The sequence below is a fragment of the Inquilinus sp. KBS0705 genome (assembly GCA_005938025.2).
Lineage (GTDB): Bacteria > Bacteroidota > Bacteroidia > Sphingobacteriales > Sphingobacteriaceae > Mucilaginibacter.
This window is the reverse complement of the sequence record VCCI02000001.1, coordinates 842,816-858,710: the sequence shown is the minus strand read 5'-3', so window position 1 is coordinate 858,710 and position 15,895 is coordinate 842,816. Positions and strand designations below refer to the sequence as shown.

The following is a 15,895-nucleotide window of genomic DNA, read 5'->3' as shown; positions in this document are numbered from 1 at the left end:
TTTTAAAGAGCTAACACCTTTACAACAAAAAACACGCAAGGCATCAATAGCATTTGCTTTTATAGGCGTGTTTGTTTGGGCCATTAAGATATTATTTTTATAACCAGCTTAACAAATGCTGAACAACCAGGTACAAAACGGGGGCATTAAAAGGTTTTTTCGGAGGCAGGATTTTTTTAAAAACATGTCAACGACTAAACTGATATTGTTGCTGCTGCCTGTAGCTTTGGTAATTGGTGTGGTAACCGCATGGTTCGGCATTATTGGTGCGGCTGGTTTATTGGTATTAATTGTAGGTATACCTGCAGTATTGGGCATTATAGCTTATCCTGAATTTGGCATAGTAGTACTTATAATTGTTGCCTTTATGCTCAACTATGTTTCGGAATTTGTACCCCCCGAAACCCCTACCGGTATATTGTTAGACGCCCTTACCTACATGCTCATTTTTGGTTTCCTGTTAAAGCAAAAGTACGAGCGCGATTGGAGCTATTTTAAAAACCCTATTAGTTACTTAATATTAGCCTGGCTGGCCTATAATTTTTTAGAGGCTATTAACCCAATATCGCCATCTATACTGGCATGGGTGTACACCGTGCGTACGGTGGCTTTTATTATGTTGATGTACTTTATTTTTGTGTACAGCATACGCTCGGTTAAGTACATCAGGCTTTTGTTTAAGCTGTGGCTATTCCTGGCGTTTTTAGCAGCCCTGTCCGGTTTTCAGCAAGAAATTATAGGCTTGTTCCCCTTCGAAAAAGAGTGGTATTACTCCGACCCGCTGCGTTTAAGCTTTTTATTTATTAACGGGCATTTGCGTAAGGTAGCCATCTTCCCCGACCCGGTTACCTTTTCGTACAATATGGTGGTAGCATCAGTAATGTGTATATGTTTTATACCATTAAAAATAGCGCCATGGAAAAAAATACTGATGGGCTGTGTAATACCTTTTTACTTGTTAGGTATGCTATTTTCAGGCACCCGGGGAGCCTATGTATTACTGCCTGCCGCATTAGGCATGCTCGTTGTTATCAACTTCAACAAAAAAATATTGGCGTTTGTATTAGGGGCCGGCTTTTTATTGGCAATAGTTATTGTTATGCCTACCTCAAATCCCTTTATAAAACGCTTCCAAACGGCGTTTAACCCAAGTGCCGATGCATCATTTAATGTTCGTGCCGAAAACCAAAAAAAGATACAGCCGTATATACTGTCACACCCGATTGGGGGCGGCCTTGGTTCGGTTGGTATTTGGGGGCGGCGTTTTGCGCCTAACTCGTTCCTGGCTAAATTCCCGCCCGATAGCGGCTATGTGCGTGTAGCTGTCGAAATGGGGTGGATAGGGTTACTATTGTTTTCTACATTAATGTTTGTAATATTATATGTTGGAATTAACAATTATTACCTGATCAAAAATCCGGAGCTTAAAACCTATTGTTTGGCAATGGTTTTAGTGATATTTGTGTTCAATATTGGTAACTATCCGCAGCAGGCGCTGGTACAGTACCCGTCGAATATTTTGTTTTACCTTGCAAGCGCGCTGTTAAATGTAACCTATAGATTAGACAAAGCAGAACAAAAGGCTTTGGCAGAAAAGTCTGAGAAGATGCTAACCACCTGATACAATTTATAATGTCAATACTATCCGTAGTAAAATCTAACCCCCGTCTAAAAAAATTTGTTCACTGGTGCATTGTACAAACCAGCCATTCCGCGCCGCGGCTATGGGTTAAATGGTTTGTAAACCCCTTTTTACATAAACGCGGTAAACGATCGACAATTGGCTGGTACGCCCGTATGGATGTATTCCCTTTTAACCATTTTGCAGTAGGCGCCTATGCGGTTATCGAAGATTTCACCGTGATAAACAACGGTGTTGGCGATGTGATTATAGGCCACCATACAGGTGTAGGTTTAAGTAACATCATCATTGGCCCGGTAACATTGGGTAACTACGTTATGCTGGCGCAGCATATCGTATTGTCTGGCCTTAACCATGGCTATGAAGATATTAATACCCCGCCCCGCTTACAAAAGGTGATAACCAAGCCAATAATTATCGAAGACAATGTTTGGATAGGCGCCAATAGCGTAATTACGGCTGGTGTAACCATCGGCAAGCATGCAGTAATAGGTGCAGGTAGTGTTGTTACCAAAGATATACCACCCTACTCGGTCGCGGTTGGAAACCCGGCGCGCATCATAAAAAAATATAATTTCGATAATAACAACTGGGAAAAGGTTTAGCCGTATAACGTTATATGCCCCTATTAAAAAAACTTGTAAACAAGCATACCATTGCATTAGCCACTAATGCTGCAATGCCGGTTATCGGGATGCTGGTTTTATCGTTAATGGCGCATAACCTGCCAAAAGCCGATTTTGGTAACTACATTTTCTTTTTGATGATCTTCATCCTGGGCGATCTGTTCCGCACAGGTTTCCTGCAAACATCGCTGGTTAAATTTTATTCGGGTGCATACCGCCGCCGTGCCATGAACATGGCGGGCTCCGCATGGGGCGTGGGCTTTATTTTAACCCTTATTATAGTAATGCTTGATCTGTTGATTTATCTGTTTTACAAAAGCAGTAACGCCGATATGGAGATCACCATGAAATGGTTCAGCATTATTTATCTAACTACTCTCCCATCAGCCATAGCTTCGTGGATATTGCAGGCCGAAGAACGTTTCGACCGTTTGCTCATCATACAGCTACTTAACCAGGGCGGCTTTTTACTATTTATACTGGGCTTTATCTTTGCCAAAAACATTACTTTTCAAACCGCTATTTACAGCTACTTTGCCACTAATGTGGTCACCAGCCTTTTTTGCATTTTTAATGGATGGGCTAAAACCCGTACCATAAAGCACCGCAGTATACAATCAATGAAAGACCTGGCCAACTTTGGCAAGTATAGTGTGGGTACCTCTATCAGTGCTTACCTGTTAAGGGGTTCAGATACTTTCATCATCAAATTGATGTTTAAGGCCGAAATGGTGGCTGTGTATTATATACCGCAGCGCTTAATGGAAATTTTTGAGATACCTATGCGCAGCTTTGTATCAACAGCCCTGCCCGAGCTTTCGGCAGCCAAGCAGCGTAACGATGAGGCCGAAGTCGCCACCATTATGAAACGGTATGCCGGTATGCTTACTGTGGCACTTTTACCTGTAGCTATTGGCGCGTTTTTATTAGGCGGCGTGGTAATTAACCTATTATTTGGTTCAAAATACCAGGAGACTGAAGCGGTAAACATCTTTCGCCTATTTATGTGCTATGTGATGCTGATGCCTGTAGACCGTTTTTTTGGGATAACGCTTGATATTATTAACAAGCCCCATCTAAACATGATAAAGGTTTTTTTAATGTTAGCCATAAACATCATTGGCGATTTTGTTGGGATATGGCTATTCCATAGTTTGTATGGCGTAGCCATCGCGTCGTTATTTACCTTTACTACAGGTGCGGTATTTGGGTACATCGCCCTTAAACGGCATTTAAAATTTACCATAACAGATATATTTAGCTTAGGGTTTAAAGAGTTTAAGGAAATTATCAATAACCTGTTAAACAAAAAAAAGGCAGAGGCGTGAGTTTAAAAAACAAGCATATTGTAATTTTTTCGCAAATGCAATTCGACGGGCGTTTGGAATCGACCATCTACACCATGGCTAAGCTGCTGGCAAAAGACAATTACGTTTATTTTGTAGACAGGCCCTACACCTGGAAAGACTACTTTAAATTTAAAGACACCGAATCATTCAGGGTACGTAAGCCGCATTTTTTTTCGGCCGGCAATAGTTTTATTCAAACAGAGCAACCCAATTTCAAGATCATCATTTGCCCACCGGTGCCATCTATTAATGCAATACCCGAAGGCCCGGGCTACCGCTTAGCCGTGAAGTTTAACGAGTGGATGGTAGCAAACCGCCTTAAAAAAGTGATAAAACAATTAGGGATAAATGATTACATCTACATTAACTCCTATAATTTTTCGTACCCTACATTACACCTGCTTTTAAACCCGGCTTTAAGCATATACCATTGTGTAGACCCTATAATTGAAGAATACCAGCTAAAACATGGTGTACACAACGAGGAGATACTGCTAAAAAATGTGGACATGGTGATATGCACCAGCAGCGCATTGCAAAATAAAAAAGCCCTTATCAATAAGCATAGTTATTTTGTAGCAAATGCTGCCAATATAACGCATAGTCAAAAAGCGCTCGACCCTGCCCTGCCCGTAGCCAACATCCTATCGGACATTAAAAAGCCGGTTATAGGTTATATAGGAGCTATTGAACGCCGCATAGATTATGACCTGATAAATAAAGTGATTGCCCTTAACCCCGATAAAAGCTTTGTGTTTGTTGGCCCTGTGGATAAGGACTATATAAAAGATGGTGACTTTGCCGCGCCAAACTTGCACCTGCCCGGCCCGGTACCCTATGATATGCTGCCAGCAATTTTAAAAGGATTCGACGTATGCATTATCCCGTTTAAAAAGGATGAGGTGAGCAACAACATATTTCCGCTAAAGCTATTCGAATACCTTGGCGCGGGTAAGCCTGTTGTATCAACCAATTTTAATGACGACCTTAAGAACTTTACTTTTGATGCCGTACCTTATTGTAGTACTGCGGAGGAGTTTTCGGAGGCGCTTAATGTGGCTTTAGGTAGCAATCAGCCCGAATTAGTGCAGCAGCGTTTAAACATAGCTGCCGATAACACATGGGAGCATCGCATTACTGATATAAAAGAATTAATTACAACCGGATTGGCATCTAAACAAAAGCAACTTGCGTAAAAGGAGTTAAAGCATGGAATTTATAAAACTTATTTTCTCGGTAATCTTCACTCTTGTATTTATTTATATGGGCATATACAGCCTGTATCTGTTCATATTTTCGGTTTTGGGCAGGTTGGTTGTAAAAAAAGCGCCACCTGTAGCAACAGCATACAGCAAGTTTGTAATTTATATATGTGCTTACAAAGAGGATGCGATCATCCTCAATTCTGCCGCGCAGGCACTTACTATTGATTACCCAAAGGATAAATTCCATGTTTGCGTTATTGCCGACTCGATGCAGCCCGAGACTATCGAAAAATTAAGGGAGATGCCGCTCCAGGTGGTCGAAGTGGTATTTGAGAGCAGTACCAAATCAAAGGCCCTGCACAAAGCCATAGCCGCTACACACGACGACTTTGATGCTGCTGTTGTGTTTGATATTGATAATATTGCCGCGCCAGATTATCTGCACCAAATAAACAACTACCTGCACGATGGTAACCGTGTTATACAGGGCCACCGCATTGCCAAAAATACCGAAACGCCGGTTGCCATATTAGATGCCATTAGTGAAGAGGTGAACAACCATATCTTTCGCAAGGCGCAGCAGGTGTTTCACCTGTCGGCAGCTATTATAGGCTCGGGCATGGTACTGGAGTATAAGTTGTTTAAAGACACAATGGCCCAAATAGACGCTGTGGGCGGTTTTGATAAAGAAATGGGATTAGTACTCACCCGCCAAAAAATACACGTGGCATACGCCGATAAAGCCTATATACTGGACGAAAAGGTAAGCAACCCCGAAGTATTTAAAAAGCAGCGCCGCAGGTGGCTATCGGCACAATTTAACCTGTTAAAAACCTATGGCCTAACGGGCTTTACTGAATTGTTTAAAAATGGGAATTTTGATTATTTTAACGAGATATACCAAACCGCTATTCTGCCACGCATACTAATGCTGGGGCTAATGCCATTTATGCTATTAGTATCTTTGCTGCTACCGGGTGTTGGCCCAGGCTGGCAACTATGGCTTGGGGCCACGGTTTGTTGCTACGTTGGTATATTAATTGCAGTACCACCGCAGTTTTTCAATAGTAAACTACTGGGTGCAATGCTAAAAATACCTTTAATTTTCTTTGCCATGCTGGCATTACTGTTTAAATTAAAGGGCGCAAATAAAAAATTTATTCATACACCGCACAACCCTACATCAAACTGATTACGTAGTTACACGTATGGGTACTAAAAACGGGGAATTTATACCCTGTTAATACAAAATTGAATAGCTGCAAGTATTTAATACATAATGAAAGTAATACTAAACAATACAACAGTAGATTATCCTAAAGAAAAACCACTTTACAGCCTGGTTATTGAAAGTGCAAGGCAGTATCCCGATAAAGTGGCTATCCGGTTTCACGACCGCGCTTTGACTTACACCGAGGTGAACGAAACGGCTAACCGTATTGCTAAAGTATTGCTTAAACATGGGGTACAAAAAGGCGACATTATCGGCCTTGCGCTTGACCGCATGCCCGAAATGATCATCGCCCTTCTGGCTATACAAAAATCCGGAGCAGCCTATGTACCGCTCGATCCGGAATACCCGAAAGACCGGATAGAGTTTATGCTGGATGATTCATCGGCAAAAATATTACTTACACAAAAAAAATACGCGGGCCATTACGCGTCTGGCACTATAGAGTTGCTTATTGAAGATGTACTGGAAGAGTCAAAAGCATTACCTGCCGACGAACCGGGCATTAATGTTACCGGGCAGGATTTGGCTTACGTGCTTTATACTTCAGGTTCTACAGGTAAACCAAAGGGTGTGCAAATAGCCCATCATAGTTTGGTTAACCTAATGTACAGCCTGCAAAAAACGCCGGGTATCAGCTCGGCAGATAAGATGCTGGCGACTGCCACTATATCATTCGATATTGCCGGGGTTGATATTTATCTGCCCTTAAGCTGGGGAGCCGAAATAGTATTGGCCGACTCGTTAACCGCAAAGGATGGCCGTGCTTTATTAGATATAATACGTGAGCAAAATATTACCATTTTACAGGCTACCCCCTACACCTGGCGCATGATGCTGGAAGTAGGCTGGGAAGAAAACCTGCCCATAAAAGTATTTTGCGGTGGCGAAGCCATGGCTAAAGACCTTGCCGCGCGCCTACTGCCACGCAGTAAAGAAGTATGGAACATGTATGGCCCTACCGAAACCTGCATATATTCCATTATTAAAAAAGTAACAACCGAAGAAGATATTACTATTGGATGGCCGGTTGACAATACGCAGGTTTATATTTTAGATGAGCAGCGTAACAACCTAACCAATGGCGAAATTGGCGAGATATGGATAGGTGGCGAAGGCATGGCATGGGGTTATTTAAACCGCCCCGACCTGACAGCCGAACGCTTTACCGATAATCCTTTTTCGGATGTGCCCGGCCAAAAACTTTACCGTACCGGCGATTTGGCTAAACTAAAGCCCGATGGCGATGTGGTTTATCTTGGCCGTATAGATCACCAGGTAAAAGTGCGCGGTTACCGTATAGAACTTGGCGAAATTGAATATAACCTGGGCAAACAGGAAGGTATAAAAGAAGCTGTGGTTATTGCACGAGAAGATACACCCGGCATACCGCGGCTTGCCGCATACCTGGTATTAGAATCGGGCGAAACGGGGATACCCGACAAAGCCATACTGGATAAATGGGAACAGGCCCTGCTTGCGGTTTTACCCGAATACATGGTACCCGATGATTATGTACTACTTGCCGAGATACCATCGACCCCTAACGGTAAAATAGACCGTAAGGCCCTGCCTAAACCCGATTACAGCCACATTAACCGCACCGGCGATTATATTGCCCCGCGTACCAGTAACGAAAAACTGGTGGCCGATATTTGGGAACAAACAATGGGTTTAGAAAAGATCAGCATTTTTGATAATTTCTTCCAATTAGGAGGCCGCTCTTTGGTAGCTGTTAAAATAATGGCCCGCTTAGAGCAGGAAACCGGCAAACGCTTACCATTGGCTACCCTGTTTGAATACTCTACAGTAGAAAAGCTTGCGGCAAGGTTAGAAATAGATGCCGAGGCCATTACCTGGGAATCGCTAGTGCCTATTAAGCCACAGGGCAGCAAAATGCCTTTATATATAGTTCATGGCGCAGGCTTAAACGTATTGCTTTTTAACGCACTTGCCATGAATATGGATGACGAGCAACCGGTTTACGGCTTGCAGGCACGCGGCTTAAACGGTATAGACGAGCCTTTGGATGTAATGGAAGAGATAGCGGCCAACTATGTAGAAGAGATTATCAACCACGACCCAGTTGGCCCTTACGCGGTGGCAGGTTACTCCTTAGGCGGATTAATAGCTTATGAGATGGCTAAGCAAATGCTGGCCATGGGCAAGGAAGTTAAAATGCTGGCCATGTTTGATACTTATGCCGACCAAACTAAAAATCTTGACTCAAGGCTTGTAAATATGTTAAAGGACGGCTGGTTTTTAATAAAGCAAGTGGCTTATACCCCGGTATTATTTGCGCAGGACCCTAAAAGAACCATTGAGTACAAAAGCCGCGAAATTAGCCGCCGTATACAAAGAATATTTAAAAAGATATTCCCCGATAAGGTGAAGAAAAAGGAAGGATTTTCGGCTTATACCGATGAAATAAACGAAAAAAGCTTAACAGCACAGCGCAATTATCAGTTAACGCCTGTAGATATAGCAGTTGAGCTGTTCCGTGCTAAAAAGAAAACCTTTTACATGGACGATTTTAAGTATTTAGGTTGGAAACCCTATGCGCTTAAAGGCGTGCATGTGCACGATATCCCCGGCGAACACAATACCATATTTGCTCCACCTAACGACAAGCAATTTGCCGAAGTATTGCAAAAATGTTTAGATAAAGCCGCTAAAAGTTAAGCTATTTTTACTAAGCGGTATTATCTTACACTTGCGGTTTTAGCCACAGGTGCAGTAGCTGCACGCGCGTTTTTATTATCACATTTACCTAACAGTGTATATATAATAATAAATATTACAATAGTAGAAAGGCAACCCCCGCCTAACTTTTTAGCACCCCATGCGGCAATAATAGCTTTGAAAAAGTTATTCATAATTATGTTTTATGCTTAACACCGATATTCAATTATAGTTTGATTGTTGCAGTTTATGCCATAAAGTTTTATAAATTCATGGTATAAATCAACCTCGCCAAAATGAATTACATTTCCAACCTTTTCAGCACAAGAAGAGGGTCTGTTGTTGTAGCTGTATCACTTATTTTAATAGCTTTAACCATTTATTTTGCACGGCAGCATCACCGCCAGGGCCAAAAGCCGGATGCCGCCTTTAGCCGTTATATCGAATCATTTACCAGCGGGGTTATATCAAAAAAAAGCGCTATCCGCATAAAACTTGCGGGAGAATTACAAGTAAGCCACGCGCTTAACGAGGAGATCAACGCAGATGTCTTTGATTTTTCGCCATCCATAAAAGGCAAAGCCTATTGGGCAGATGACCGAACCATTGAGTTTCGCCCTGCCGAAAAGCTGGATCCCGACACCAAATACAATGCGGAATTTAAACTGAGTAAAATAGTAAAGGTTGAAGATGCCTACCAGCGCTTTAAATTTGATTTCCAAACAATAAAACCAAACTTCAGTATAACATTCGCGGGGCTGCAAAGCGCAACCAGCACATCTACCGATAAAATGAAGCTAAACGGCAGTATACTCACCGCCGACGAGGAAGACCAGGCAGCGATTGAAAAGATAATTGATGTTAACTATACTTCGCCGGTTAAAATAAGCTGGCAGCATAACCCCATTTTAAAAACCCACAACTTTACTGTAAACAACCTTACCCGTGGTGCTGCGGCTAACCTGCTATCGGTAAAATGGAATGGCAGTAGTTTAGATATCGATAAAAAAGGTATACAGGATTATGATATACCCGCTAAAGGGGAATTTAAGGTATTAGAGATACGGGCCGTGCAGGATCAGGACCAATATGTGGCCGTGCACTTCTCCGACCCTTTAATGATCGGCCAGGAATTAAATGGCCTTATCACTATCAGCAACACCGCCGAACCGGCCTATACCATTGATGGCAGTATTGTAAAGGTATATGCCCCCGAACGCCTGCAAGGCAACTACACCGTAATGGTTAATGAGGGTGTCGAGAATACCTATCATACCAAAATTAAAAAAGCATATACCGGCAATGTGTTTTTTGAGAACCGTATGCCTGCGGTTACTATACCGGGCAAGGGCGTTATACTGCCCGATTCGGGCAAGTTGTTGATGCCTTTTGAAGCCGTTAACCTTAATGCGGTTGATGTAACCATTATTAAAATATACGAGAACAACATACCCCAGTACTTCCAAAACAACGGCTTTGACGGTGGTTATGAGTTACGCCATGTAGGCAAACCCATATTGCAAAAAACAATTCGTTTGGATGCTGATAAAGCGCTTAACCTGACCAAGAAAAACCGCTTTATGCTGGATGTAGACCAGTTAATGCGTACCGAGCCGGGGGCCATTTACAGGGTGATAATAGGCTTTAGAAAAGAATACTCGCTTTATAACTGTAGCCTGGGCAAGCCGCTTAATAAAGGCGGCGACGATGATGGCGATGAGGATTACAGTGAAGAATACAACGGCGACAATCAAAAAGTAAGCGATGAGGACGATGAATTTTGGACCAGGTATGATAGTTACTACCCCGATGGCTACAACTGGCAGGACCGCGACGACCCATGTACCAACTCGTACTTTAGTAAGCAGCGCTGGGCTACCCGCAATATACTGGCATCAAACATTGGTTTAATTGCCAAACGCGGTAACGATAACACCATGACGGTTGCGGTAACCGATATTTTAAGTGCGGGCCCAATGAGCGGCGTCGACCTGGAACTGTTGGATTACCAAAAGCAGGTAATATTTAAAACCACATCCGACGGCGATGGCATGGCAACCTTCAGCCTTAAACGTAAACCATACTTGCTGGTGGCTAAAAAAGGCAACGAGCGCGGTTACCTTAAACTGGATGATGGTAGCTCGCTGCCGCTTTCGCGCTTTAATGTTGGCGGCGAGCAGGTACAAAACGGCCTTAAAGGCTTTATTTACGGCGAACGCGGCGTATGGCGCCCCGGCGATTCGATATTTGTGACATTTATACTGGAGGATAAGCTAAAAACCCTCCCCGCAGATCACCCGGTTGAGTTTGAATTATATAACCCTAACGGGCAATTATACCGTAAGCTAACCAGCACTACAAGTGTTGATGGCTTTTACAGCTTCCATGTAGCCACGGAGACCTCCTCGCCTACCGGCAACTGGAATGCAAAGGTAAAAGTAGGCGGTGCCGAGTTTGAAAAGAAGATAAAGGTAGAAACCATTATGCCAAACCGCTTAAAGCTAAAACTTGATTTTGGCGGAGCGGCCGAACTTACCAAGGGCAGCGGGGCTAATGGTACGCTTAGCGCGCAGTGGCTGTTTGGCGGTATAGCTCAAAATTTAAAGGCTAAGGTCGATGCATTTTTGTCCTCGCAAAAAACCAGTTTCAAAAACTACGATGATTATATTTTTGACGACCCTACCCTTGCCTTTAACACCCAAACCCAAACCGTTTTTGATGGTAAGTTAAACGAGAATGGTGTAGCTGCCATCAATACCGATATTAACGTTGAAAAACAGGCACCGGGGCAGTTGCGGGCCAATTTTGTAGTAAAGGTATTTGAGCCGGGCGGCAACTTTAGTTTGCAGCAGGCCAGCATGCCCTACAATGTTTACAGCGGTTACGTGGGTATTAAAACCCCAAAAGGAAGCGATCTGAGCGGTATGCTGGTAACCGATAAAACACATGTAATTGAGATAGCCGATGTTGATACCAAAGGTAACGCCTTAGCAGGCACCCGTAATGTACAGGTAGAGTTGTACAAAATTCAATGGCGCTGGTGGTGGGACGAGACGGGCGACCAAATGAGCAACTTTACACAGGACCGTTACAACAAACTCATTAAAACCGAAACGGTGCAGGTGCAAAACGGTAAAGGTAAATGGAACCTGAAAATAAACCAGGCAGATTGGGGCCGCTATCTTATCCGTGTAAAAGATCCGGAAACGGGCCACTCTACCGGTAAGATCATTTATGCTGATTGGCCAAATTGGTCGGAGCGTTTGCAGCAGACTGACCCTACCGAGGCGGCTATGCTATCATTCACGGCTGATAAAACCAATTACAAAGTTGGCGAAGAAGCCACGCTAACCATCCCTACCGGGGGCGATGGCAGGGCACTCATCAGCTTTGAAAATGGCAGTAAAGTTTTAAAAACTGTTTGGATAGACGCCAAAAAAGGCGAAACCCGCTACAGCTTTAAAATTGATGAAACCATGGCGCCCAACGTTTTTGTAAACGTTACATTATTGCAAAAGCACGCGCAAACCGTTAATGACTTGCCTATACGGATGTATGGTGCTATACCACTACAGGTAGATAACCCCGAAACGATATTGAAACCGGTTATCAGCATGCCCGATAAAATACGACCGGAGACACAAACGGCCATAACTGTATCGGAAGCATCTGGCAAGGAAATGACCTATACCATTGCTATTGTGGATGAAGGCCTGCTGGATATTACCAACTATAAAACCCCCGACCCGCATGAAGCATTTTATGCCCGCGAAGCATTAGGTGTAAAAACCTGGGACCTGTTCGATTATGTGATTGGTGCATTTGGCGGTGGTTTAGAGCGTATTTTAAGTATTGGCGGCGACGGCACATCCGGTGTTAATAAGAATGTATCGGTTAATCGCTTTAAGCCGGTGGTGAAGTTTTTAGGGCCTTTTCACCTGGATAAAGGTGAAAGTCAAACCAAAAAATTCACCCTGCCGCAATACATAGGCTCGGTTAAGGCAATGGTTATTGCCGGGCACGATGGTGCTTACGGCCAGGCCGAAAAAGCCGTTGCTGTTAAAAAGCCTTTGATGATACTGGCTACCCTGCCGCGCGTATTAGGTCCGTCGGAACAGGTACAGTTACCGGTAACAATATTTGCAATGGAGAACAATATCAAATCGGTTACAGTGCAGGTACAATCAAACGCATTTAGCAATTTGGGCGGCAATAACATTAAAGTGGTTAAATTTGCAAAGCCGGGCGATCAACTGGTTACATTCGACTTAAGTGTTAAGGATTTTGTAGGCGTAGGTAAGGTGCATATTGTTGCCAAAGCCGGCAGCGAAACCTCGGCTTACGATGTCGAATTGAATGTGCGCAACCCCAACCCGCCGGTTACACGCATACTGGAGAAAGAATTGAAACCGGGCGAAGCATGGAACGTTGAATACAACGCTATAGGTATAAACGGTACCAATAAAGCCACGCTTGAGGTAGCCAGCATTCCGCCTTTAAACATAGCCAAGCGCTTAAATTATTTAATTACTTATCCGCATGGTTGTGTTGAGCAAACTACATCGGCAGGTTTCCCTCAATTGTACCTGGGCCAGTTATTCGACCTTAGCGACAGGCAAAAAGCCGAAGCCGAGCGCAATGTTAAAATGAGCATTAACCGCTTAAACGGCTTTAGGGTACAAGGCGGCGGCTTAAGCTACTGGCCGGGCTATGGTGATGCTGATGAATGGGGCACCAACTATGCAGGCCACTTTATATTAGCGGCACAGGCCAAAGGCTACAGCATACCGGCAGGCTTTGTTGATGATTGGAAACGTTATCAAAAACAAAAGGCTATCAACTGGTCGCCAGACCCGCGCTCAAATATTCATGGCTATTATTACTATACTGATCTGGTACAGGCCTATCGTTTATACTTACTGGCGCTTTCCGGCTCGCCTGAACTGGGTGCCATGAACAGGCTGCGCGAATACCAGTACCTAAGCGTAGAAGCACGCTGGCGCCTGGCTGCTGCTTACAAATTGGCGGGCCAGCCCGAGATAGGTTTACGCATGATAAACGGCTTACCAACCACCATTAAGCCCTACAACAGTATGTATGGCACCTACGGCTCCGACTTACGCGATGAGGCTATGATACTTGAAACCCTAACCCTATTGGGGCAGCAGCAAAAGGCATCGGGTTTATTGCGTACCGTGGCGGCAAGGCTATCGCAGGATAGCTGGTACAGCACGCAAACTACAGCTTATTCGCTTGTTGCTATTGCGCAGTATTGCGGGATAAACAAAGCCGGCGGCAAGCTTAGCTTTAATTACAACGCAGGCGCGGCAAAAGGCAATGTTAATTCCGCATCGTATATGTGGCAGCAGGCAGTGGCGGCTAATGGCGGCAAAGTGTCGCTCAAAAACAGCGGCAGCAATAAATTGTATGTACGTTTGATACAACAGGGCCAGCCATCATCGGGCCAGGATGTAAATACTTATATTAACCCCGATATATTACAAATGCGGATAGGCTATTTTACGCTAAGCGGTAAGCCGGTAGATCCATCTACCCTAAAACAAGGGACTGATTTTGTGGCCCAGGTAAACATTAAAAACCCTGGCAAACGCGGGCGGTATGATAACCTGGCATTAACGCAGATATTCCCATCAGGATGGGAGATACTGAACAGCCGTATGCTGAATAATGACGAGGCCTTTAAATCTTCATTATCCGACTATCGCGATATACGCGACGACCGGGTAAACACTTATTTTAGCTTAGAGGAAGGTAAAGAAGTTACCTACTACGTAATGCTGAACGCGGCCTACGCAGGCAAATACTACCTGTCCGCCGCCTATTGCGAAGCTATGTATAACCATGATATTAACGCCTTAATAAAAGGCCAATGGATTGAGGTAGTGAAGTAGGAATCTATTCGCTGTCATTTCGAACGACAGAGAGAAATCTTGTTCAAACGAAAGGTGGCCGACTTTGCATATCGAACAAGATTTCTCCTCCTTCGTCGTTCGAAATGACATCGTTTATTAGGTTATTACTAAAACACTCAACAAAACAAAAAGGGTGAACTTTAGATAAGTTCACCCTTTTTATTACTGTTAACTATTATTTACTTAGCCGGTGTTATCACAATATTGCGGTAATCTATAGGGCCGTGGTCGCCTTGTATTAGGATTGGGCCAGGTTCACCCTCGGCACTGTTAATAGCACCACCTGTTAGGCCGGGTATCTGTGCCTCGCTAATTACCCTTGTTCCGTTTGCAACAATGGTAATGATACGCCCCACCAACGTAATATCGTATGACTGCCATTCGCCGGGATTTTTAGACATCATTTTGTTTGGTGGTACAAAGCCATATACCGAGCTAAACACGTTGTTTATAGGCTCAGGTACATCTGTATCAATAATTTGTATCTCGTAACGACCGCGCAGGTAAACACCGCTATTGCTTCCTTTTTTATACCTGAATTCTACATGCAATTTAAAATCGTTGAATTTTTTGTCGGTTATCAGGTTAGCACCCGATTGCTTGCTTCTTAAAATACCGTTTTCAACAACCCATTGGTTTTTGCCATCGGTATGCCAGCCTTTGGTATCTTTACCATTAAACAAACGAATAGGTTTACCCCAAACCGGCGGCTTAGTGCGTACCAATGATGGCGCGCGCACTCCCGTAAAGCTATAACTTACGCCATCGGTGTAAACCATGGTACCTTTAAGCATATCGCCGCTCACTTCAAACTCAAAATCCATATTGCTGCTGCCTGCCTCCCATTGCGGTGGGATAGAGAAAGTATACTTACCATCCTTGGGTTTTACTTCAGATATAGGCCTTGCGCTACCAAAGGCGTAGGTAAAGCGCCCTATAAGCGTACTGGTGCCCGATTTTTGTACTTCCAGCCATCCGGGCAGGTTTTTACCTTCTTTGGCAATGGTAAGGTCCCATCTGCCTACCACATCAGGGTCTTTCTCTAAAGGTTTCCCTATTACTTGCTGCGCAAAAGATATGTTAGATGAAAAAATGAGTGCGATAGCAAGTATCTGCAGCCCAAAAAAGCGGACAAAATGTTTAGTGTTTAAAATTGGTGAGATTTTCATGTATTGGTTTATTTAGCCTTAAAAGTACAAAACTAAATAACATTACAAAAAATGAGCT

Annotated in this window: 8 protein-coding genes; 7 read left to right on the top strand and 1 reads right to left on the bottom strand. The window is 43.7% G+C overall.

Annotated elements, in window-relative coordinates; translation table 11 throughout:
- Nucleotides 1-115: 115 nt before the first annotated feature.
- From FFF34_003840 to FFF34_003810, 7 genes are all read left to right on the top strand, one after another.
- Nucleotides 116-1,621, top strand: coding sequence for an O-antigen ligase family protein (locus tag FFF34_003840; protein TSD66547.1), 1,506 nt, complete (start codon nucleotides 116-118; stop codon nucleotides 1,619-1,621).
- An 11-nt stretch (nucleotides 1,622-1,632) separates the two neighbouring features.
- Nucleotides 1,633-2,247, top strand: coding sequence for an acyltransferase (locus FFF34_003835; protein TSD66546.1), 615 nt, complete (start codon nucleotides 1,633-1,635; stop codon nucleotides 2,245-2,247).
- Nucleotides 2,248-2,261: 14 nt separating this feature from the next.
- Nucleotides 2,262-3,596: an oligosaccharide flippase family protein gene (locus FFF34_003830; GenBank protein ID TSD66545.1), complete on the top strand. Its 1,335-nt coding sequence runs from the start codon at nucleotides 2,262-2,264 to the stop codon at nucleotides 3,594-3,596.
- Between the two features lie 35 nt (nucleotides 3,597-3,631).
- Nucleotides 3,632-4,813 carry a glycosyltransferase family 1 protein gene (locus FFF34_003825; protein TSD67951.1) on the top strand — a complete coding sequence of 394 codons (1,182 nt, stop codon included), beginning with the start codon at nucleotides 3,632-3,634 and terminating at the stop codon, nucleotides 4,811-4,813.
- A 13-nt stretch (nucleotides 4,814-4,826) separates the two neighbouring features.
- A complete protein-coding gene (locus FFF34_003820; GenBank protein TSD66544.1) occupies nucleotides 4,827-6,014 on the top strand; it encodes a glycosyltransferase family 2 protein in 1,188 nt (395 codons plus the stop codon).
- A gap of 87 nt (nucleotides 6,015-6,101) precedes the next feature.
- On the top strand, nucleotides 6,102-8,735 hold the full coding sequence (locus FFF34_003815) for an amino acid adenylation domain-containing protein (GenBank protein TSD66543.1): 2,634 nt from the start codon (nucleotides 6,102-6,104) through the stop codon (nucleotides 8,733-8,735).
- Between the two features lie 296 nt (nucleotides 8,736-9,031).
- Nucleotides 9,032-14,647, top strand: a complete 5,616-nt coding sequence (locus FFF34_003810; protein TSD66542.1) for a hypothetical protein — start codon at nucleotides 9,032-9,034, stop codon at nucleotides 14,645-14,647.
- A gap of 200 nt (nucleotides 14,648-14,847) precedes the next feature.
- Here FFF34_003810 and FFF34_003805 read toward each other — a convergent pair whose 3' ends face one another.
- A complete protein-coding gene (locus tag FFF34_003805) occupies nucleotides 14,848-15,837 on the bottom strand; it encodes a DUF1080 domain-containing protein (protein TSD66541.1) in 990 nt (329 codons plus the stop codon).
- Nucleotides 15,838-15,895: the final 58 nt, after the last annotated feature.

Excerpts from the sequence above, each read along its gene's own strand:
- FFF34_003805 (TSD66541.1), bottom strand. The coding sequence starts at position 15,837 with ATGAAAATCTCACCAATTTTAAACACTAAACATTTTGTCCGCTTTTTT.
- FFF34_003825 (TSD67951.1), top strand. The coding sequence starts at position 3,632 with ATGCAATTCGACGGGCGTTTGGAATCGACCATCTACACCATGGCTAAG.
- FFF34_003815 (TSD66543.1), top strand. The coding sequence starts at position 6,102 with ATGAAAGTAATACTAAACAATACAACAGTAGATTATCCTAAAGAAAAA.
- FFF34_003840 (TSD66547.1), top strand. The coding sequence starts at position 116 with ATGCTGAACAACCAGGTACAAAACGGGGGCATTAAAAGGTTTTTTCGG.
- FFF34_003820 (TSD66544.1), top strand. The coding sequence starts at position 4,827 with ATGGAATTTATAAAACTTATTTTCTCGGTAATCTTCACTCTTGTATTT.
- FFF34_003810 (TSD66542.1), top strand. The coding sequence starts at position 9,032 with ATGAATTACATTTCCAACCTTTTCAGCACAAGAAGAGGGTCTGTTGTT.
- FFF34_003830 (TSD66545.1), top strand. The coding sequence starts at position 2,262 with ATGCCCCTATTAAAAAAACTTGTAAACAAGCATACCATTGCATTAGCC.
- FFF34_003835 (TSD66546.1), top strand. The coding sequence starts at position 1,633 with ATGTCAATACTATCCGTAGTAAAATCTAACCCCCGTCTAAAAAAATTT.